At 73.5% G+C, this 18,708-nt stretch carries 21 protein-coding genes; 12 read left to right on the top strand and 9 right to left on the bottom strand.

Features of this window, described 5'->3' with window-relative positions:
• Nucleotides 1–5 precede the first annotated feature (5 nt).
• Together ACZ5WG_RS07620 and ACZ5WG_RS07615 are read left to right on the top strand one after the other, a co-directional pair.
• Nucleotides 6–674 (top strand): uracil-DNA glycosylase, encoded by a 669-nt coding sequence (locus ACZ5WG_RS07620; protein WP_266673223.1) that lies wholly within the window; start codon nt 6–8, stop codon nt 672–674.
• Between the two features lie 96 nt (nt 675–770).
• Nucleotides 771–1,295 carry a hypothetical protein gene (locus ACZ5WG_RS07615; protein ID WP_468721381.1) on the top strand — a complete coding sequence of 175 codons (525 nt, stop codon included), beginning with the start codon at nt 771–773 and terminating at the stop codon, nt 1,293–1,295.
• 5 nt (nt 1,296–1,300) lie between these two features.
• On the opposite strand, the gene ACZ5WG_RS07610 is transcribed toward ACZ5WG_RS07615, so the two are convergent.
• On the bottom strand, nt 1,301–1,882 hold the full coding sequence (locus tag ACZ5WG_RS07610; RefSeq protein WP_468721380.1) for a hypothetical protein: 582 nt from the start codon (nt 1,880–1,882) through the stop codon (nt 1,301–1,303).
• Nucleotides 1,883–1,999: 117 nt separating this feature from the next.
• Nucleotides 2,000–2,524: a DinB family protein gene (locus tag ACZ5WG_RS07605; protein ID WP_468721379.1), complete on the bottom strand. Its 525-nt coding sequence runs from the start codon at nt 2,522–2,524 to the stop codon at nt 2,000–2,002.
• Nucleotides 2,525–2,607: 83 nt separating this feature from the next.
• Between ACZ5WG_RS07605 and ACZ5WG_RS07600 the strand changes: the two genes are divergently transcribed.
• Nucleotides 2,608–3,513, top strand: coding sequence for a Gfo/Idh/MocA family protein (locus ACZ5WG_RS07600; protein ID WP_468721377.1), 906 nt, complete (start codon nt 2,608–2,610; stop codon nt 3,511–3,513).
• Here ACZ5WG_RS07600 and lnt read toward each other — a convergent pair.
• The 5 genes from lnt to ACZ5WG_RS07575 form a co-directional block, all read right to left on the bottom strand.
• Entirely contained in the window at nt 3,458–5,050 is a 1,593-nt protein-coding gene (gene lnt / locus ACZ5WG_RS07595) for an apolipoprotein N-acyltransferase (RefSeq protein WP_468721375.1), read from the bottom strand. The genes ACZ5WG_RS07600 and lnt overlap by 56 nt on opposite strands.
• Before the next feature lie 69 nt (nt 5,051–5,119).
• On the bottom strand, nt 5,120–5,590 hold the full coding sequence (locus ACZ5WG_RS07590) for a nuclear transport factor 2 family protein (protein ID WP_468721374.1): 471 nt from the start codon (nt 5,588–5,590) through the stop codon (nt 5,120–5,122).
• 69 nt (nt 5,591–5,659) lie between these two features.
• The gene (locus ACZ5WG_RS07585; RefSeq protein ID WP_099893904.1) at nt 5,660–5,836 is read right to left on the bottom strand and encodes a hypothetical protein; all 177 of its coding nucleotides are present in this window, start codon (nt 5,834–5,836) and stop codon (nt 5,660–5,662) included.
• A gap of 124 nt (nt 5,837–5,960) precedes the next feature.
• Complete coding sequence (locus tag ACZ5WG_RS07580; RefSeq protein WP_468721373.1) at nt 5,961–6,839, bottom strand: undecaprenyl-diphosphate phosphatase; 879 nt, start codon at nt 6,837–6,839, stop codon at nt 5,961–5,963.
• Between the two features lie 48 nt (nt 6,840–6,887).
• Nucleotides 6,888–7,613, bottom strand: coding sequence for a TVP38/TMEM64 family protein (locus ACZ5WG_RS07575; protein ID WP_468721372.1), 726 nt, complete (start codon nt 7,611–7,613; stop codon nt 6,888–6,890).
• Between the two features lie 49 nt (nt 7,614–7,662).
• Here ACZ5WG_RS07575 and ACZ5WG_RS07570 point away from each other — a divergent pair, with 49 nt between their 5' ends.
• The 5 genes from ACZ5WG_RS07570 to ACZ5WG_RS07550 all read left to right on the top strand — a co-directional run bounded on the left by ACZ5WG_RS07570 (nt 7,663) and on the right by ACZ5WG_RS07550 (nt 11,708).
• On the top strand, nt 7,663–8,379 hold the full coding sequence (locus ACZ5WG_RS07570) for a DNA alkylation repair protein (RefSeq protein ID WP_468721371.1): 717 nt from the start codon (nt 7,663–7,665) through the stop codon (nt 8,377–8,379).
• Nucleotides 8,380–8,457: 78 nt separating this feature from the next.
• Nucleotides 8,458–8,598: a hypothetical protein gene (locus ACZ5WG_RS07565; protein WP_468721369.1), complete on the top strand. Its 141-nt coding sequence runs from the start codon at nt 8,458–8,460 to the stop codon at nt 8,596–8,598.
• Nucleotides 8,599–8,691: 93 nt separating this feature from the next.
• Nucleotides 8,692–9,873 carry an elongation factor Tu gene (gene tuf, locus ACZ5WG_RS07560; RefSeq protein WP_468721368.1) on the top strand — a complete coding sequence of 394 codons (1,182 nt, stop codon included), beginning with the start codon at nt 8,692–8,694 and terminating at the stop codon, nt 9,871–9,873.
• Between the two features lie 104 nt (nt 9,874–9,977).
• Complete coding sequence (locus ACZ5WG_RS07555) at nt 9,978–10,826, top strand: patatin-like phospholipase family protein (protein ID WP_468721367.1); 849 nt, start codon at nt 9,978–9,980, stop codon at nt 10,824–10,826.
• 90 nt (nt 10,827–10,916) lie between these two features.
• A complete protein-coding gene (locus tag ACZ5WG_RS07550; protein ID WP_468721476.1) occupies nt 10,917–11,708 on the top strand; it encodes a spermidine synthase in 792 nt (263 codons plus the stop codon).
• Between the two features lie 194 nt (nt 11,709–11,902).
• Here ACZ5WG_RS07550 and ACZ5WG_RS07545 read toward each other — a convergent pair whose 3' ends face one another.
• Together ACZ5WG_RS07545 and ACZ5WG_RS07540 are read right to left on the bottom strand one after the other, a co-directional pair.
• Nucleotides 11,903–13,219, bottom strand: a complete 1,317-nt coding sequence (locus tag ACZ5WG_RS07545; protein ID WP_468721366.1) for an MFS transporter — start codon at nt 13,217–13,219, stop codon at nt 11,903–11,905.
• A 108-nt stretch (nt 13,220–13,327) separates the two neighbouring features.
• Entirely contained in the window at nt 13,328–14,356 is a 1,029-nt protein-coding gene (locus ACZ5WG_RS07540; protein WP_468721365.1) for a DUF8017 domain-containing protein, read from the bottom strand.
• A gap of 96 nt (nt 14,357–14,452) precedes the next feature.
• On the opposite strand from ACZ5WG_RS07540, the gene ACZ5WG_RS07535 reads away from it, so the two are divergent.
• The 4 genes from ACZ5WG_RS07535 to ACZ5WG_RS07520 all read left to right on the top strand — a co-directional run bounded on the left by ACZ5WG_RS07535 (nt 14,453) and on the right by ACZ5WG_RS07520 (nt 18,662).
• Complete coding sequence (locus ACZ5WG_RS07535) at nt 14,453–14,905, top strand: DUF4442 domain-containing protein (RefSeq protein WP_189973593.1); 453 nt, start codon at nt 14,453–14,455, stop codon at nt 14,903–14,905.
• Nucleotides 14,906–15,130: 225 nt separating this feature from the next.
• A complete protein-coding gene (locus ACZ5WG_RS07530; RefSeq protein ID WP_468721364.1) occupies nt 15,131–15,331 on the top strand; it encodes a DUF2191 domain-containing protein in 201 nt (66 codons plus the stop codon).
• A 115-nt stretch (nt 15,332–15,446) separates the two neighbouring features.
• On the top strand, nt 15,447–17,957 hold the full coding sequence (locus ACZ5WG_RS07525; protein ID WP_468721363.1) for a beta-glucosidase: 2,511 nt from the start codon (nt 15,447–15,449) through the stop codon (nt 17,955–17,957).
• A 57-nt stretch (nt 17,958–18,014) separates the two neighbouring features.
• Entirely contained in the window at nt 18,015–18,662 is a 648-nt protein-coding gene (locus ACZ5WG_RS07520; protein WP_468721361.1) for a DedA family protein, read from the top strand.
• The last annotated feature ends 46 nt before the right edge of the window (nt 18,663–18,708 follow it).

The following is an 18,708-nucleotide window of genomic DNA, read 5'->3' as shown; positions in this document are numbered from 1 at the left end:
CCCAGATGCTGCCCGAGTCCTGGCTCCCCGTCCTCGGCGACGAGCTGGACCAGCCCTACTTCAAAGAGCTCACCGAGTTCGTCGAGAAGGAGCGGGCGAACGGGCCGGTCTACCCGCCCCGAGAGCAGGTCTTCGCCGCCCTGGAGGCCACTCCCTTCGACAAGGTGAAGGTCCTCGTCCTCGGCCAGGACCCCTACCACGGCGCCGGCCAGGGCCACGGCCTCTGCTTCTCCGTGCAGCCCGGGGTCAAGACCCCGCCCTCGCTGCGCAACATCTACAAGGAGATGCACGCGGAGCTGGGCACGCCCGTCCCGGACAACGGCTACCTGATGCCGTGGGCCGAACAGGGCGTCCTGCTGCTCAACGCGGTGCTCACCGTCCGCGAGGCCGAGCCCAACTCGCACAAGGGCAAGGGCTGGGAGAAGTTCACCGACGCGGTGATCCGCGCGGTGGCCGACCGCCCCGACCCGGCCGTCTTCGTGCTGTGGGGCGCCTACGCCCAGAAGAAGCTCCCGCTCATCGACGAGGAGCGGCACGCGGTCGTCAAGGGCGCCCACCCCTCCCCTCTGTCGGCCAAGAAGTTCTTCGGCTCCCGGCCCTTCACGCAGATCAACGAGGCCGTCGCCGCGCAGGGCCATGAGCCGATCGACTGGCGGATCCCGGACCTGGGCTGACGCCCCACCGCGCCTCGGCGCCATTGCCGGTGCCTGCCGTTAGCGTCGTGACGAACCAGGCCGGAGCAGGTCTGGCAGAGCAAGCCGGAGGCCGCCGTGACGGAGCAGCAGGAGGCGTCGGAGGACGCCGTCATGACCAGGATCGGCCAGGCCGTCATCCTGCTGCACGCCGGTGACCGCGAGGAGGCCCGCAACCGCCTCGGCGAGATCTGGAACGAGATCGCCGAGGACGGGGACTGCCTCCACCGGTGCACGCTCGCGCACTACATGGCCGACGCCCAGGACGACCCCGCCGACGAACTGGCCTGGGACCTGCGGGCCCTGACCGCCGCCGACGGGCTGGGCACGGGGCCGCGGGACGGGCTGCCCGCGCAGCACGAGCCGCATCCCGCCGTGCGCGTGTTCTACCCGTCGCTGCACCTCAGCCTGGCCGCCGACTACGTCAAACTCCAGCGGCCCGAGGCGGCGCGGGTGCACCTGGCCCGGGCCCGGGCCGCCACCGGGGCCCTGGCCGACGACGGGTACGGGAACGGCGTACGGGCCGCCATCGCCCGGTTGGAGCGGCGCCTGGCCGCGGAACCGGGCAGGGGGCCCCGGCCGTTCCCGGAGCAGTACCCGTAGTGCGCTCAGTCGCCGTGTACGCCCGCGCAGATGCGGGCCTCCGGGCTGTCCGGGTGCCAGCGGCCGTGCCGGCGGCCCAGCGCGCACACGTCGGCGGGCCGGACCGGCAGCTCCTTCACCAGCCGGCGCGGCACCTGCGCGTCCGGCCCCGACGGGTCCGTACGGCCCCCCTCGCCCGCTGAGCGGCGTGCAGCGGGCCGGTGCGGCTCCGGGATGTCCGGCACCGGCGGGACGCCCTGTGGGGGCGCCCCGGGCGCCGCGCCCGCCGGAACCGCCGGAACCGCCGGAACCGCCGGAACCGCCGGAACCGCCGCGCTGCGGGGCGCGGCCCGCCGGCCCGCGGCGGATGCCGCCGGCTGCGCGGACTGCCCCGGTACGGCCTTCAGCGCCTCCAGGGCGGGCGCCTGGACCGCCACCGGCGCGGCCCCCGGTCCGCCGCGCTGCTCGTACTGAGGCGGCGCCCCCGTGGTGCCGGGGGCGGCCGCTGGCTGCATCGGGGCGGGGGTCACATTCACGCAGCCGGAGACGGCCGAGACGGCACAGGCGACTCCGAGCAGCAGCTTTGTCGTGGTTCGCGTTGGATGCACTCGCGCAACTCTGCTGTGCGAGGACCCCGTTGCGAAAACCCGGAGCCGATATTGACCCCGCACGGGTGACGGACATCCGCCGGACACCGGCCCGGCACCCGCTCGCACCGGAGGGCCTCAGTCGCCCGTGGCGCCGTCGATCTGCTCGCGCAGCAGGTCCGCGTGCCCGTTGTGGCGCGCGTATTCCTCGATCATGTGGGTGTAGACCCAGCGCAGGCTGAACGTCTCGCCGCGGTGGTGGCTCCCGGGATCCGACAGCAGGTCCAGCGAACGGCCCGCCGCGGCCCGGCGCGCCAGCTCGACCTCGGTCTGCCAGGTCTGCTCGGCCTCGGCCCCGGTGTCGCCGGCGCCGAACTGGAAGTCCCCGTCCGGGTTCTCCCGCGTGCAGTACAGCTCGGGGAGGTCCTCGCCCAGCATGATCTCCCGGAACCAGTACCGCTCCACCTCCGCCATGTGCCGTACGAGGCCCAGCAGGCTCAGTTCGGAGGGGGCGAGCGCGGCGCGGCGCAGCTGCTCGTCCCCGAGCCCCTCGCACTTCCAGGCGAGGGTGGCACGGTGGTAGTCGAGCCAGCCGTCCAGCATCTCCCGCTCGTTCGCGGTGGTGGAGGGCTCGGTGCGGTGGGATCCGGTGATGGTGGTCATGGTCGACATCCTCGGCGAACGCAGGCCCCGCCACCAGGGATTAAGCTGCGGAAGTCCCGTATGGATCAACCTGGAGGTTCCCGGTGAAGGTCGGCGTCATCGGACTCGGCGACATCGCCCAGAAGGCGTACCTGCCCGTCCTCACCGCCCGCCCGGGCGTCGAGCTGCACCTGCAGACCCGTACTCCGGCCACACTGGAACGGATCGGGGAGGTGCACCACATCCCGGCCGGACGACGGCACACCGACCTCGACGGGCTGCTGGCCGAAGGCCTCGACGCGGCATTCGTGCACGCCCCGACGGCCGTTCACCCCGAGATCGTGACACGGCTGCTCGAAGCGGACGTGCCGACGTACGTGGACAAGCCGCTCGCCTACGAGCTCGGGGAATCACGGCGGCTGGTGGAACTGGCCGAGGAGCGCGGGGTGTCGCTCGCCGTCGGCTTCAACCGCCGCCACGCGCCCGGCTACGTGCAGTGCGCCGACCACCCTCGCGACCTGATCGTCATGCAGAAGAACCGGATCGGGCTGCCCGAGGACCCCCGGACCTTCGTCCTCGACGACTTCATCCACGTCGTCGACACCCTGCGCTTCCTGCTGCCCGGCGAGAGCGACCACATCGACGTCCGGGCCCAGGTGCGCGACGGGCTGATGCACCAGGTCGTCCTGCAGCTGTCCGGCGCCGGCTTCACCGCGCTCGGCATCATGAACCGGCTGTCCGGCTCAAACGAGGAGATCCTCGAGGTGTCCGGGCAGGAAACCAAGCGGCAGGTCGTCAACCTCGCCGAGATCATCGACCACCGGGGCCAGCCGACCGTTCGGCGCCGCGGGGACTGGGTGCCGGTCGCCCGCCAGCGCGGCATCGAGCAGGCCGTGGACGCCTTCCTGGAGTCCGTCGCGGCGGGCAGGACGGTCAGTGCCCGCGACGCGCTGCTCACCCACGAGCTGTGCGAGCAGGTGGTGTCGTCGGCTCTGGAGCAGGCTTCCTGAGCCCGAGCGACCGGGCGCCTTCGAGCGTGCAGTACGCCGCCAGCAGCGCGAGGGCGGCCCCCACGGGCCAGTCCCCGAAGCGGACGTAGAACGTCGTGCCGCCGGCGAGCGGGACCTCGTACACCTGCGCCGCGCGCTCCGAGGTCGCCAGCGCCGGGCCGATCCGCTCGCCCGAGGGGCCGTGCACCTCGCTGATCCCGGTGAGGGTGGCGTGCACCACGGGGCGGCCGTTCTCGGCGGCGCGCACGGCGGCGAGCGAGGCGTGCTGGGCCGGCGCCCAGCTGTGCTGGAAGCTCGACGTGGCCGACTGGGCGATCAGCAGGGCGGCCCCGTCGCGGGTCAGGCGGCGGCTCATGTCGGGGAAGGCCGACTCGAAGCAGACCAGCGGGCCGAACCGCACACCGGGCCGCCCCGGCAGGTGCATCAGCACCGGGCTCTCGCCGCGCCGGCGGTCCTCGCCGGCGGCCTTGCCGACCGATGTGGCCCAGCCGAGCAGGGACCGGGCCGGTATGTACTCGCCGAAGGGGACCAGGCGCATCTTGTCGTACCGGTCGCCGGTCGGCCCGTGGGGGCCGACGAGGACGGAGCTCTTGTAGATGCCGCCGTCGGGCAGGGCGGCCGCCGTGGCGGCCGGCGCCGCAGCCGGGCCCGGCGGACGCCGGGCGTCGACGTTGACCAGCAGCGGGGCGCCGACCTCGGCGGAGAGCGAGGCCAGCCGCCGGGCCAGGTCCGGGCGCGCCGCCAGGTCCGCCCCGACGCTGCTCTCGCCCCACACCACCAGGTCCACCGGCTGCCCGGCCAGCGTCCGCGTCAGCCGCTCCCCGGCGGCGAACCGGAGGTCGGTGCTGTCCGGGCCGTCCGCCACCAGGCCCGGCTGTACGACGGCCACGCGGAGGGTGCCCGACACCTCGGGCCGCGGCACCCACAGCCACACCACCCCGGTCAGCACCGCGCACCCCGTCATCCCGGCCACCGCCGGGACCCGGGCGCCCGGCACCGCGATCAGCAGCACCAGCCCGCAGTTCACCGCCACCACCAGCAGGCTCACCAGCCACACCCCGCCCACCGAGGCGAGCCGCAGTGCGGGCGCCACCTGCCACTGGCTGGCCCCCAGCAGCCCCCACGGCCCGCCCAGCCCCTGCCAGGACCGGGCCAGCTCCGACAGCAGCCAGCCCGCCGGCACGAGGAACAGCGCGGCCGTCGCCCGGCCCGGATCCGGGACCCCGCCGAGGAACTCCCGCACCAGTAGGGCCCAGGGGATCCAGAGCAGCCCCAGCAGGGCCGCCAGCGGCAGCAGGAACACGTGCAGGCTGGGCAGCAGCCAGTGGTGGACCGCGACGATGAAGCCGGCGCCGCCGAGCCAGCCCTCCAGGGCGGCGCGCCGCCCGGTCGGCGCCGACCTCAGCAGCAGCATCCAGGGCACGAGGGCGACGTAGGCGAACCACCAGAGCGCGGGGGCGGGGAAGGCGAGGCAGGCCAGCGCCCCGGCGGCGGCCGCGGCCGCCGCACGCCAGCACCGGGTCCGCTTCGAGAGCATGACGCGCCTCCGCTTCCAGTGTGGAACAAGGCCGCCCGGGCGGCCGTTCGAGCAGGGTCCGGAGACGGTCTACGCGGACACGTGCCGCCATTTCTCGTGCACGGTGACGCGGGTGAGCCGCCAGCCGTCGCGGGCGGTGCGGGCGAGATCGAAGGTGTAGCGGCCGGCGGCGACGAAGTTCGGCGCGGTCACCGACCCGTCGAACTCCTCGCCGGCCAGCCGCATCGGGTTGAGGAAGTCGGCGCGCACCTCGGCGCGGTCGCCGGGGGAGCCGCCGAGGTCCTCCAGCCGGATCAGCCGGTTGACGATGAGGTGCTGGCGCACCGGGAACAGCTTCATGGTCTCCGCGAGCCAGTCCGCGACCTCGGCGGCGGGGCCCTCGATCCCGCCCGCCGAGCTGTAGTCGGCCCGTCCGGCGGAAGTGAACAGCGCCCGGTACGCCGCCCAGTCGCCGTCGTCCACGGCCACCGCGTACCCCGTGACCACCTCGTCGATCGCCAGCCGGTCCATGACCGTGGCGAGGTCCACACGCTGCGTCATCGGGTCAGTGTGGGGGTGCGGGGCGGCGAGGCCAAGGGGCGTGCGCGCACCGGATCTCCGCGCGGGCGATCAGTGACCGGAATGCGCCTCCCGCTGCCGGACCACGACGAGGAACGCGTCGGTGGCCAGGTCCATCACCACTTCGGCCGGCACGCCCTCGCGCATCCGCTCGGCTGCGTACTCCTCGGCGGGCCAGCTTCCCCTCGGACTTCCGGCCGGAAACCGCTCCAGCACCACTCGACCCATGGGACACCCCCTGCTGCTTGCCTTCCGGTCTCTTCAGGTCTCTTCAGGCACAACGACGCGGAGGCCGCCCGGGAACGTTCCCGAGCGGCCTCCGGTTCACGCGAAGCGGTGAGCGGCAGCGCTCTCAGCCGGCCGACTCGGCGGCGAAGGGGCTGAGCACACCCATGCCTATCAGTACGAACAGCGCGATGCCCAGGGCGATCCGGTAGACCACGAAGGGCATGAAGCTCTTGCTGGAGATGAACTTCATGAACCACGCGATGACGGCGTAGCCCACGAAGAACGCGATGACCGTGGCGAAGATCGTCGGCCCCCAGGTGATGTGACCCGGGCTCTCGACCACGTCCTTGATCTCGAACGCACCCGAGGCCAGCACGGCCGGGATGGCGAGGAGGAACGAGTAGCGGGCGGCCGCCTCACGCGTGAAGCCCAGCAGCAGACCGCCGGAGATCGTCGCACCGGAGCGGGAGACGCCCGGGATCAGGGCCATCGCCTGGCAGAGTCCGAAGATCAGGCCGTCCTTGACGCCGAGTTCCTTGAGCGTCTTGCGCTCGCGGATGGCGCGGTGCCGGCCCCCCTCCTCGTCGCGGGCGGCCAGCCGGTCCGCGATGCCGAGTACGACGCCCATCACGATCAGGGTGGTGGCGGTCAGCCGAAGATCACGGGCCGGTCCGGTGATCTGGTCCTTGAACGCCAGGCCGAGGACGCCGATCGGGATCGACCCGACGATCACCAGCCACCCCATCTTGGCGTCCTGCTCCGAGCGCAGCGCCTTCGTGAACAGGGAGCGGAACCAGGTGGAGATGATCCGCGCGATGTCCTTGCGGAAATAGATCAGCACGGCGGCCTCGGTGCCGATCTGCGTGATCGCGGTGAAGGCCGCGCCCGGGTCCTGCCAGCCGGCGAATGCCGCGGTCAGCCGGAGGTGGGCGCTGGAGGAGATCGGGAGGAACTCCGTAAGCCCCTGGACGAGACCGAGGATTAGGGATTCGAACCAGCTCATGTCGGGGTGCGCTCGTCCTTGTGATCGTCGGGCAGTTCGGGTCCGATGCTAGGGCCCGTGGGGAGCGGCGCTGACCACAGGGGGGTGCTGGGGCGCATGATCGTATGTTTCACGCACCGGCACGGGCGCCAGCCGGTGCCGTTTGCGCCACCCGACGACCGCGGCCGCCACCGCGGAGACGGCGATGAAGCCGAAGGAGGCGAGGAAGGCGGGGGAGTCCGGCGAGGAGGCGCTCGCGCCCGCGACCACGTACGCGGCCGTGTTCGGGACGACGCCGATCGCGGTCGCGAAGAGGAAGGGCAGCCAGCCGCAGCGGGACACGGCGGCGCAGTAGTTGGCGACCGCGAACGGCAGGCCCGGGAAGATGCGGACCGCCAGCATCGAGCGGAAGCCGTGCCGGGCCAGCTGGTCGTCGGCCGCCTGCAGCCAGCGGCCGCGCAGCAGCGGCCGTACGGCGTCCCGGCCCATCATCCGGCCCAGCCCGAAGGAGATCCCGGCGCCGATGACGGAGCCGCCGACCGCCGCGGCCAGGCCGAACGGGATGCCGAAGACGGCCCCCGCCGCCAGGTTGAGCAGCGGGCGCGGAACCAGGGCCGCCGTGGCCACCCCGTACGCTGCCGCGAACAGCAGGACCGCCGCGCCCACCGGCAGACCCGGGGGCCAGCCCTCCGACAGGATGCGCTGGGGTTCGTACAGCACGACGCACACGCCGGCCGCCAGCAGCAGCACGACGAGCAGCGACAGCCGGGTCCACGGCGCGAGGAGGAGGGACATCCCGGGAGACTAGCCGACCAATGCGGCGTCGCGCCGTAATCTGGGCCTCATGCGGCCGAACGACCAGCGACCCCCGAAGGTCCCGTGCAGCGCCCTCGCGGACACCCTCCTCGACCGCCTCACCACGACGTACGGGGCGGCCGCCGACCCGGCGCAGGCCCGGTCCATGGCCGCGTACATGAAGGACGTCGCGCCCTTCCTCGGCATCCGCACCCCGCTGCGGCGCGAGCTGTCGAAAGCCGTGACCGCGCAGACCCCGAAGCCGGCGGAGGCGGACGTGGCGGCGCTCGTGCTGAGGTGCTGGGAGCTCCCGGAGCGCGAGTACCACTACTTCGCGGTGGACTATCTGATCCGGCACGTCCGGGTGTGCTCCTCCGGCTTCCTGCCGGTGGTCCGGCAGCTGATCGTCACCGTCCCGTGGTGGGACACCGTCGACCACCTCGCGGCCCACGCGGTCGGCCCGCTCGTGGCCGCCGACCGGACGCTCACGGCCGTCACGGACCAGTGGATCGGGGACGAGGACCTCTGGCTCGCCCGCACCGCCCTCCTCCACCAGCTCCGCTACAAGTCCGCGACGGACACCGGGCGGCTCTTCGCGTACTGCCGCCGCCAGGGCGGGCACCCGGACTTCTTCATCCGCAAGGCCATCGGCTGGGCGCTGCGCGAGTACGCGAAGACGGACCCGGAGGCGGTCCGCGCCTTCGTAGCGGCGGAACGGGAACGCCTTTCCCCGCTGTCGGTGCGCGAGGCGATCAAGAACCTATAGGGCCTGACCCGCCGGACACCCCCTGTCCGCGCGGTAATTCGTTCGACGCGGCGGGGGCGGTCCGGCAGGATCTGGGGCATGTCCCGGTACGCCTTCCCCGCAGCGCCGTCCGCAGTCGCGGACGCGCCGAAGGCTGCCGCTTTCCCCTTCGAGGCGATCGAGGCCCTCGAATTCTTCGAGGCAACTGCCTTCGCCGCATTCGACGGCGCACGAAGCTGACCCTTCCCGGATCGTCCGGCGGACCCCACAGGGGGAGGGTCGGTTCGCTCCAGGGGTCCCGTCTCCAGCTTCGGAAGCACTCGGGAAGACATCATGGCCAAGACGGCCTTCGTGCGCACCAAGCCGCACCTCAACATCGGCACCATGGGTCACGTCGACCACGGCAAGACCACCCTCACCGCCGCCATCACCAAAGTCCTCGCCGAGCGCGGCGGCGCCTCCTTCGTGCCGTTCGACCGGATCGACCGGGCCCCGGAGGAGGCCCGGCGCGGCATCACCATCAACCTCACGCACGTCGAGTACGAGACCGACACCCGGCACTACGCCCACGTGGACATGCCCGGGCACGCCGACTACGTCAAGAACATGGTCACCGGTGCCGCGCAGCTCGACGGGGCGATCCTCGTCGTCTCCGCGCTCGACGGGGTCATGCCACAGACCGCCGAGCACGTGCTCCTCGCCCGGCAAGTCGGCGTCGACCACATCGTCGTCGCGCTCAACAAGGCCGACGCCGGGGACCCCGAGCTCACCGACCTGGTCGAGCTCGAGGTCCGCGAGCTGCTCACCGCCAACGGATACGGCGGGGACGCCGCACCGGTCGTACGGGTCTCCGGACTCGGCGCGCTGGAGGGCGACCCGCGCTGGACCGGGGCGATCGAGGCGCTGCTCGACGCCGTGGACACGTACGTGCCGATGCCGGTGCGCTACACGGACGCGCCGTTCCTGCTGCCGGTGGAGAACGTCCTGACCATCACCGGACGCGGGACGGTCGTGACCGGCGCCGTCGAGCGCGGCAGCGTCCGCATGGGCGACCGGGTGAGCGTCCTCGGCGGCGACGGCGAGCCCGCCGAGACCGTGGTGACCGGCCTGGAGACCTTCGGCAAGCCGATGGAGTCCGCCGAGGCCGGGGACAACGTCGCGCTGCTGCTGCGCGGGGTGCCGCGGGACGGAGTGCGCCGCGGGCAGGTGGTCGCCGCGCCCGGGAGCGTCGTCCCCAGGCGCCGCTTCACCGCGCAGGTGTACGTGCTGTCCGCGCGGGAGGGCGGGCGTACGACACCGGTGGCGTCCGGGTACCGGCCGCAGTTCTACATCCGCACCGCCGACGTGGTGGGGGACGTGGACCTGGGCGGGGCGGGGCAGGCCCGGCCCGGCGACACGGTCGCGATGACCGTCGAGCTCGGACGGGACGTGCCGCTGGAGGCGGGGCTCGGCTTCGCGATCCGTGAGGGCGGGCGGACCGTCGGCGCGGGGACGGTCACGGCCGTGCTCGACTGAATCGCCCCGTAGTGGCGTCGATGCTGACGCCCTGCCGTGGTGGCGGCGGTCCGGCTGCGCCAGACTGCCGTCACCACGGGCATGCGAAGAAGGGGTGGGCCGGGATGGGCGGCGGCGGTACGGCACTGGTTCTGGGCGGCGGGGGACTCACCGGCATCGGCTGGGAGTCCGGGATCCTCTACGGGCTCGCACGGGCGGGCGTGGACCTGACCGCCGCCGAGCTCGTCGTCGGCACCTCGGCGGGCTCGGTGGTGGGCGCCCAGCTCACCTCCGGGCTGCTCACCCCCCGGGAGCTGTACGAACGCCAGCTCGGCGACCCCGCCGGAGAGGCCGTGGCCCGGCTCGGGGCGGGGCTCGTCGCCCGGTACGCCGTCGCGATGGTGCGCTCGCGGGACCCGGAGAGCTACCGCAGGCGGGTCGGCGCCCTCGCTCTGGCCGCCGACACCGGCGGGGAGGCGGAGCGGCGCAAGGTGCTGGAGGCCCGGCTCGTCTCGCACGAGTGGCCCGAGCGCAGGCTCGTCGTCACCGCCGTCGACGCGCTCACCGGCGAGCTCGCGGCCTTCGACCGGGAGAGCGGGGCCGGGCTGGTCGACGCGGTCTCGGCGAGCTGCGCGGTGCCCGGGGTGTGGCCGCCGGTCACCGTGGGCGGACGCCGGTTCATCGACGGCGGGATCCGGTCGGCGACCAATGCCGACCTCGCCTCCGGCTGTGCGCGGGTGGTGATCCTCGCGCCGCTGGCGCTCGGATCCGGGCTCGTGCCCTCACCGGCCGCCCAGGCGGCGCGGCTGCGGGCGGCGGGGGCGCAGGTGCTGCTGATCACCCCGTCCGCGCAGGCCCGCAAGGCCTTCGGGCGCAACGTCCTCGACCCGGCGCGGCGGGACCCGGCGGCGCGGGCCGGGCTCGCGCAGGCGGCGGAGCACGCGGCCGAGGCGGCCGCCGTCTGGGCGGCCTGACGTACCGCTTGCCGGACACCGGACAATGGTGCGGTGAGCGACGAACAGATCCCGGTCGTCCGGGACGTGGGCCAGGGCACCGCCAAACTGATGCCGGACGTGGACCGGGAGCGGGCCTGGCTGCTGACCGTCGACGGCGCACCGCAGTCGTACGTGGACCTCGACGATCCCGAGTACCTGGAGTTCGAGTACGTACGCCGGCTCGCGCACGTCCTGGACTGCGTGGCGCAGCCCGGGACTGCGCTGGACGTGCTGCACCTCGGCGGCGGCGCGCTGACGCTGCCCCGGTACGCGGCGGCGACCCGGCCGGGCTCCCGGCAGGCGGTGGTGGAGTTCGACGCCGCTCTGGTGGAGCTGGTCGCGGAGCACCTGCCGCTGCCGGCCGGGTCGGGTGTCACGGTGCACGCCGCCGATGCACGGGCCTGGCTCGAGGGAGCGGCCGCCGACAGCGCGGACGTACTGGTCGCGGACGTGTTCGGCGGTTCGCGGGTGCCGGCGCAGCTGACCTCCGTGGAGTACGCGCGGGAGGCGGCCCGGGTGCTGCGGCCGGGCGGGCTCTACGCGGCGAACCTGGCCGACGGGGCGCCGTTCGGCTTCCTGCGGGCCCAGCTAGCCAATTTCGGGGCGGTGTTCGCAGAGCTCGCGCTCGTCGCGGAGCCGGGTGTGCTGCGCGGGCGGCGGTTCGGGAACGCGGTGCTGCTCGCCTCGGACGCGGAGCTGCCGCTGGCAGCGCTGTCACGGCTCTGCGCGGCGGACGCGTTTCCCGCGCGGGTCGAGGAGGGGGCGGCCCTGGCCCGGTTCATGAAGGGGGCGGTGCCGGTCGGGGACGCGGATGCCGTTGCCTCGCCGGAGCCGCCGGAGGGTGCGTTCAGCCTGGGCTAAGGGCTGTCCCGTAATCCCCGGCGGGCGCACCACGACAGCTACGGCGCCTCGCCGCGTTGTCGGAACGCCCGGATACAGCCAGTGTGAGGACGCTCCTCCGCCTTGCGATGCACCGCATCTGACGCCGCGCGCTGATCCACCGGGGATTACGGGACAGCCCTTGGGGTGTCCGGCCCTGGTCCGCCGGACACGCCCTAACCCCCGGTGGTCGCGGCTGCCGGGTCGGGAGCGGCGGCGGCCGGGATCGAGGAGGCCTTCGGGGGCGAGGGCTTGCGGGTCAGCCGGCGCACGTCCGGGACGAAGAGGACCGCCGCGGTGCCCAGCACGACCAGCGTGGCGCAGCCCCACAGGGCGGAGGTGCGGCCGAAGGCCGACTCGACCGGGCCGGCCACGGCGGTGGCCAGCGGGAGCATCGACACCGAGCCGAACCAGTCGTACGCGGAGACGCGGGAGAACTTCTCCTCCGGGATCTCCTGGTGCATGGTCGTCATCCAGTTCACGCCGAACACCTCGATGGCCGTGCCGCTGACGAACATCACCGTGCACAGGCCCCACACCGGCAGCGGGACCGCCAGTCCCGCCGACGGCAGCGCCAGCGGGAACACGCACAGGGTGCCGACCAGCAGCAGCCGGCGCGGTTTCCACACCATCATCAGGACGGCCCCGGCGATGGTGCCGATGCCGAAGAAGCCCAGTGCCAGGCCCCAGGGGGCGGGCCCGCCCAGCTGGTCGCGGGCGACGAGCGGACCGTAGACCGCCTCGGCCGCACCGACGACTGCGACGACCACGGAGAACTGGAGCACGATGCTCCACAGCCAGGGCCGGGTCCGGAACTCCACCCAGCCCTCGCGCAGGTCCGCCAGCAGGCCGCCCCCCGCGGCCCGGTCGGGGACGTGGCTGACGTCCAGGAAGGCGCGGAGGGCTCCGGCCAGTGCGAACGCGGCGGCGTCCACGGCCAGGACCCAGCCGGGGCCGATCGCGGCGATCATGGCCCCGCCGAGCGCCGCCCCGCCTATGCCGGCTCCGTTCATGGCCATCCGGAAGAGCGCGAAGGCGCGGTTGGCGTGCTCGCCGGAGACGCTGGAGAGCAGCATGCCCTCGGCGGCCGGGTTGAAGAAGGCGGTACCGGTTCCGCAGAGCGCGGTGAGCAGCATCATCTGCCACAGCTGCGGATGCCCGGTCAGGACGAGCACGGCGAAGGCCGCCTGCGAGACGCAGTTGAGGGCGTTGGCCGTGACCATCACGCGGTGGCGCGGCATCCGGTCGGCGAGGGCGCCGCCGATGAGCAGGAAGAGGACGAGCGGGAGCGTGCGGGCCGCCGCCACCAGGCCGACGTCCCCGCCGGACCCGCCCGCCTCCAGGACGGCGAAGGCCGACGCGATGAGAGCTCCGTGGCTGCCGAGGTTCGTCACGACCGCGGCACCCGTCAGCAGGGTGTAGTTGCGGCCGGCCCAGGCGGGCCGGCGGCGGTGTGCGGTCGTACGGGGCGGGGCGGTGGGGGGAGAACTCACCCCCGGACTATCCACGCCCCGGGCCGAGAATCCAAACGGATTACGGCCCGGGGCGCGGGGTCGAACGGACGGTGCGCACAGGGGGACCTGTGATGTGTGAGCTGTGCGTCAGCTGTTGCCTGCGGTGCCGTTCAGGCGCACCGAGCTGAGGATCTTGTCCATCGTCTCCTGGGGGACCTCGCCCTGGACGCCCGAGGCGGCGAAGAGGACCCAGCTGGAGAAGTCACCGTTCGCGGTCTTGAAGCTGAACGCGATCGACTTGCCGTCCGAGGAGCACTTGTTCTCCTTGGGCACGCCGGTGGCCGTGGCGGTCGCCATGTGCCCCTTGAGGCCGGAGGAGGTGGTGTACTCCTTGGGCTCCGAGACCTTGACGGTGCCCTTCGGCGCCTTCTGCGCGAACGCCGCGAACGCCCAGTTGCCGGCCTCGTTCTTCACGGCCTCGGCGGTGTCCTTGGCGCCCTGGCCGCCCTTGGTGCCGGTGCCGGCGAGCTCGGTCGACTCCTCACGGCCGTCCTTGTTGGAGTCGACCTTGCACCAGTCCTCCTTGAGGAAGGCCGGCGCGGAGAAGCTGACGACCGGCTTGCCGTCGTTCTTGACCGCGTCCTCGAAGCCGGCGATGACGCCGGCGCTCGAGACGTTCCACTCCGGCGGGACGTCGAAGGCGGTGCCGTACTTGGGGTTGACGACGACCTTCCAGCCCGGGATCACCGGCTTGACGTCGCCGCCGGCGCGCGGGTTGGCGCCGGGCGAGGCCGGGGCCTCGGAGGTGGCCGGGGCCGAGGAGGCGGCGGCGGGCTTGTTGTCGGCCTCGTCGTTCTTCTTGTCGTCCCGGGTCAGGACGAACGCGCCGGTGGCGGCCGCCGCCACGACGACCGCGGCCGCCGCGACGATGGCCACGGTCTTGGTCGCGTACGGGCTCCCGCCGCCGCCCTGCGGCGGCACGGCCTGCTGGGGCTGGCCCCACGGCTGCACCGGCGGGGGCGTCTGGTAGCCCGCCTGCGGGTATCCGTAGCCGGGCTGCTGCTGGTACGGGTTCGGCTGCTGTCCCGGCTGTCCCGGCTGCTGCTGGTACGGGTTCTGATGCGCGTCCTGAGGGTTCTGCTGTCCCCCGGGCGGCTGCTGCTGTCCTGGCCACATGGCCGGTAACGATAGTGGGAGCGGCTGCAAGGAGCCACGTCCGCCCCCGTGAGAGGTCTGGCCAAGCGCATCTACTCGTGGGTAACATCGAGTTCCATGAGCGCAGATCAGATGAACGTGGGCGAACTGCTCGCCGCGACGGTGCCGATGGCCCGGACCCTGAACCTCCAGTTCCTGGAGACCACCCCCGAGCGCGCGGTCGTCCGGCTCCCGGACCAGCCCGACTACCACAACCACGTGGGCGGCCCGCACGCCGGCGCCATGTTCACCCTCGCCGAGTCCGCGAGCGGCGCGATCGTCCTGGCCGCCTTCGGCGACCAGCTCTCGCGCGCCGTACCCCTCGCCGTGAAGGCCGAGATCGGCTACAAGAAGCTCGCCAAGGGCGTCGTGACGGCCACCGCCACCCTCGGCCGCCCGGCCGCCGAGGTCGTCGCCGAACTCGACGCGGGCGGCCGCCCGGAGTTCCCCGTCACCATCGCCATCCAGCGCGAGGACGAGGCCGTGACGGGCGAGATGACCGTCGTCTGGACGCTGCGCCCGAACGCGTAGTCCGGCCACGCCGCCGGTCGAGGACCCGCCCGAGGACGAGGGAGAACCGTCGTCCTCGGGCGGGTTCCGTGTTTCCGGCCGGCGCCGGGTGCTCCGTGTGCGCCGCGCAGCACAGCGCAGCGCGGCCGGAACGGATCGGTTCGCGCCCGGAGCCGGGGAGTCGCCTTCGGCTGCGGTGGGGCGCGGGGGACGCTGGAGTCCGCGTCCGACGATCAGGAGGTGGCCGTGGCCAAGGTCGACATCAGTCTCGACGCCGAGCTCGTGGTGGAGGTGATGGTCCTCGCCGGGATCGGTTCGCCCCAGGACGCGGTGGAGGCCGTCGTACGGGACTACATCGCGCGCGGGCACCGCACCGAGGTGCGCGTCCGGGCACAGGACGGGCCGCGCCGCGAGGCCGACGCGCTGGAACCGCCGCCGCAGGGCTGAACCTCGGCGCAGCGGTGGCGCGTCTGAGCGGACCCGGGAGGGCCGGCGGCGCACAGTGGGCGCGGGAGCGGTCCGGCGCGGGCCGCTCCCGCCGACCGCAGCCGCAGGGAGCGCCATGAGCGAGGCCGTGTCCAGACGCTGCGCGATGCGGCTGCTCGGGGCGATGGGGGTCGCCCTGGGAACGGGCGGCTGCGTGGCCGCGGTGCCGCCCGGCGCGGTCCCCCGTACGGCCCCGGCGACTGCAGCGGCCACCCCGGCCGAGGCCCGGCCCGGCAGCACCGCCCGGATCGAAGCCCTCCTGGAGCGGCTCACTCTCGAGGAGAAGACCACCCTGCTGCACGGCGGCCGGGACCCCGCCCCGCTCGGCCAGGCCGGGTACCTGCCCGGTGTGCCGCGCCTCGGCATCCCGGCGCTGCGGCTCGCCGACGGGCCGGCCGGCGTACGGGTCGCCACACCGGCCACCGCACTGCCGGCGCCCGTGATGCTGGCCTCCGCCTTCGACCCGGTGCTGGCCCGCGAGTACGGCAGGGTCATCGGCAGCGAGGGCCGGGCGCTCGGCCAGGACGTGCTGCTGTCCCCGATGGCCAACCTGATCCGCACCCCCTACGCCGGGCGGAACTTCGAAACCTTCGCCGAGGACCCGAGACTCACGGCGGACCTCGTCGCGGAGATGGTCCGCGGCATCCAGGACGAAGGGCTCATCGCCACCGTCAAGCACTTCGCCCTGGGCAACCAGGAGCAGAGCCGCGACACCGTCGACGTCGTGGCCGCCGAACAGACCCTGCACGAGACGGAGCTGCGGGGCTTCGAGGCCGCCGTCGTCGCCGGCGCGGGCGCGGTGATGGGCGCGTACAACAAGGTCAACGGCACGTACGCCTGCGAGAACAAACCGCTGCTCGACGAACTGCTACGCGGGCGCTGGGGGTTCGGCGGCTGGGTGATGTCCGACTGGGACGCGGCCCACAGCACCGTCGCCGCCATCGGCGCCGGTCTCGACATGGAGATGCCCGGCGGCACCCACTTCGGCGGCCCCCTCCAGGAGGCCGTGCGCGGCGGCTCCGTCCGCGAGGACGCCGTGGACCTCGCCGTACGCCGGATCCTGGCCACCATGGACCGCTTCGGACTGCTGGCGGCGCACCCGCCGGCCCGGCCCGCCCGTGACGCCGCCGCCGGGGCCCGGGTCGCCCGCCGGGTCGCCACCGCGGGTGCGGTGCTGCTGCACAACGAGCACGCCACCCTGCCGCTGACCGGCGCCGCGGCCCGCTCGATCGCCGTGATCGGACCCACCGGGCAGGTGCCCTTCGTCAGCGGCGGGGGCAGCGCGCACGTGGTCCCCGACAAGGCGCTCTCCCCGCTCGACGCGATCCGGCAGCGCGCCGGGAACGGCAGTACGGTGCGCCACGCCCTCGGCGAGGACCTGTACGGCCGCCCGCTCCCGGCGAAGCTGCTCACCCCGGCCGCCGACCTCGACGACCGGAGGGCGGACGCCGGGCGGAGCTGGAGCCACGAGGGCGAGTTCACGCTCGCTGCGGACGACGAGTGGACGCTGCTCGTCCACTACACCGGGAAGCGGCCGAGTGTGCGCCTCGACGGCGAGGAGCTGTTCCCCGTCCGGCAGGGCGTGGCCGAGTACTTCGCCGGAGGACTCCTCGGCAGGGCGCCCGACGGGCTCGCCGTCCGCCGCCGCACCCTCGCCCTGACGGCCGGCACCCACCGGCTCGCCGTCTTCGCCGAGGGCGGGGACAAGGGCCAGCGGTTCCGGCTGCGGCACACCACGAAGGCCACCCGGGCCGCCGACCTCGCCGAGGCCGTGAAGACCGCCGCGCAGGCGCGCAGCGTCGTGCTGTTCGCCTACGAGGACGCCACCGAGGGCAGCGACCGGACCTCGCTGGCCCTGCCGGGCGGGCAGGCGCGGCTGATCGAGGCGGTCGCCGCCGCGAACCCCCGCACCACGGTCGTGCTCAACACCTCTTCCAGCACGACCATGCCGTGGCTCTCCCGTACCGGAGCGGTCCTCCAGATGTACTACCCGGGCCAGGAGGGGGCCGCAGCCACCGCTGACATCCTCTTCGGCGACGTGGACCCGGGCGGCCGGCTCACCCAGACCTTCCCGGCCGACGAGCAGGCGACCCCGGTCGCCGGCGACCCCCTGCGCTATCCGGGGGTGGGCGGCCGGCAGGAGTACGGCGAGGGCATCCACGTCGGGCACCGCTGGTACGACGCGCAGCAGGTGGCGCCGCTGTTCCCGTTCGGGTACGGGCTCTCGTACACGACGTGGGAGTACGAGAAGCTGAGCGTCCGGCCGGAGCGCGGCGGGCTGCGCGTGCAGTTCACGGTCCGCAACACCGGGCGCCGCAAGGGCACCGAGGTGGCCCAGGTGTACATCGGCCCCTCCGCGGAGCTGAAGCTCGACCAGCCGGTGCGCGCGCTGGCCGGCTACCGGCGGCTCACCCTGGAGCCGGGCGAGGCGCAGCAGGTGGTCCTCGACGTCGACGCCCGCGCGCTGTCCTCCTGGGATCCCGAACGGCACGCCTGGGTGCTGGGTTCAGGCCGTCGTGAAGTGTTCGCGGGCCGTTCCTCCCGCGAACTCCACCTGACGGCAAAGGCTGTGGTCAACAGCAGATAGGCTGCCCGTTCGGCGTGTCACAGGGGACGCGCCGCCGCGATACGGGAGGACGTACCGGTGCACATCCAGGAATGGCTGGAGACGATTCCGGCGGTCAGCATCTATCTCCTGGTGGGTCTGGTCATCGGGCTGGAGAGCCTCGGCATCCCGCTGCCGGGGGAGATCATCCTGGTCAGCTCGGCGCTGCTGGCTTCGCAGCACGGCGAGATCGACCCCGTGGTCCTGGGGATCTGCGCGTCCACCGGGGCGATCGTCGGCGACTCGATCGGCTACGCGATCGGGCGCAGGGGCGGCAAGCCGCTGCTGGACCGGCTCGGCCGGCGCTTCCCCAGGCACTTCGGGCCGGAGCACGTGGCCCAGGCGGAGCGCGCCTTCGACAAGTGGGGCATGTGGGCCGTCTTCTTCGGGCGGTTCGTGGCGCTGCTGCGGATCTTCGCCGGCCCGCTGGCCGGCGTGCTGCACATGCCGTACTGGCGGTTCCTGGTCGCGAACATCCTCGGCGGCATCCTCTGGGCCGGCGGTACCACCGCCGTCATCTACTCGATCGGCATCGTCGCGGAGCCCTGGCTGAAGGGCTTCTCCTGGGTGGCGCTGGTGCTGGCGCTGCTGATCGGCCTCACGGTGACGCTGGTGCTCCGCAGCCGCATGAAGAAGGCGGCTGCCGCGTCGGGGACGGCCGCGGCGGAGACGGCCGCAGCCGAGTAGCGGACCGCCGCGCGGCCGGATGCCCTCCGGCCGCGGGCGTGCGTAG

The sequence above is a fragment of the Streptomyces sp. NPDC032745 genome, from assembly GCF_055579465.1.
The sequence above is the reverse complement of the archived record's forward strand: the minus strand, read 5'-3'. Positions and strand labels throughout refer to the sequence as shown.

Bases quoted from the DNA above. Each gene is read 5' to 3' on its own strand.
- ACZ5WG_RS07620 (WP_266673223.1), top strand. From the start codon at position 6: ATGCTGCCCGAGTCCTGGCTCCCCGTCCTCGGCGACGAGCTGGACCAG.
- ACZ5WG_RS07605 (WP_468721379.1), bottom strand. From the start codon at position 2,524: ATGACCACCATCACCGGATCCCACCGCACCGAGCCCTCCACCACCGCG.
- lnt (WP_468721375.1), bottom strand. From the start codon at position 5,050: ATGCTCTCGAAGCGGACCCGGTGCTGGCGTGCGGCGGCCGCGGCCGCC.
- ACZ5WG_RS07590 (WP_468721374.1), bottom strand. From the start codon at position 5,590: ATGACGCAGCGTGTGGACCTCGCCACGGTCATGGACCGGCTGGCGATC.
- ACZ5WG_RS07585 (WP_099893904.1), bottom strand. From the start codon at position 5,836: ATGGGTCGAGTGGTGCTGGAGCGGTTTCCGGCCGGAAGTCCGAGGGGA.
- ACZ5WG_RS07580 (WP_468721373.1), bottom strand. From the start codon at position 6,839: ATGAGCTGGTTCGAATCCCTAATCCTCGGTCTCGTCCAGGGGCTTACG.
- ACZ5WG_RS07575 (WP_468721372.1), bottom strand. From the start codon at position 7,613: ATGTCCCTCCTCCTCGCGCCGTGGACCCGGCTGTCGCTGCTCGTCGTG.
- ACZ5WG_RS07570 (WP_468721371.1), top strand. From the start codon at position 7,663: ATGCGGCCGAACGACCAGCGACCCCCGAAGGTCCCGTGCAGCGCCCTC.
- ACZ5WG_RS07565 (WP_468721369.1), top strand. From the start codon at position 8,458: ATGTCCCGGTACGCCTTCCCCGCAGCGCCGTCCGCAGTCGCGGACGCG.
- tuf (WP_468721368.1), top strand. From the start codon at position 8,692: ATGGCCAAGACGGCCTTCGTGCGCACCAAGCCGCACCTCAACATCGGC.
- ACZ5WG_RS07555 (WP_468721367.1), top strand. From the start codon at position 9,978: ATGGGCGGCGGCGGTACGGCACTGGTTCTGGGCGGCGGGGGACTCACC.
- ACZ5WG_RS07550 (WP_468721476.1), top strand. From the start codon at position 10,917: ATGCCGGACGTGGACCGGGAGCGGGCCTGGCTGCTGACCGTCGACGGC.
- ACZ5WG_RS07540 (WP_468721365.1), bottom strand. From the start codon at position 14,356: ATGTGGCCAGGACAGCAGCAGCCGCCCGGGGGACAGCAGAACCCTCAG.
- ACZ5WG_RS07535 (WP_189973593.1), top strand. From the start codon at position 14,453: ATGAGCGCAGATCAGATGAACGTGGGCGAACTGCTCGCCGCGACGGTG.
- ACZ5WG_RS07525 (WP_468721363.1), top strand. From the start codon at position 15,447: ATGAGCGAGGCCGTGTCCAGACGCTGCGCGATGCGGCTGCTCGGGGCG.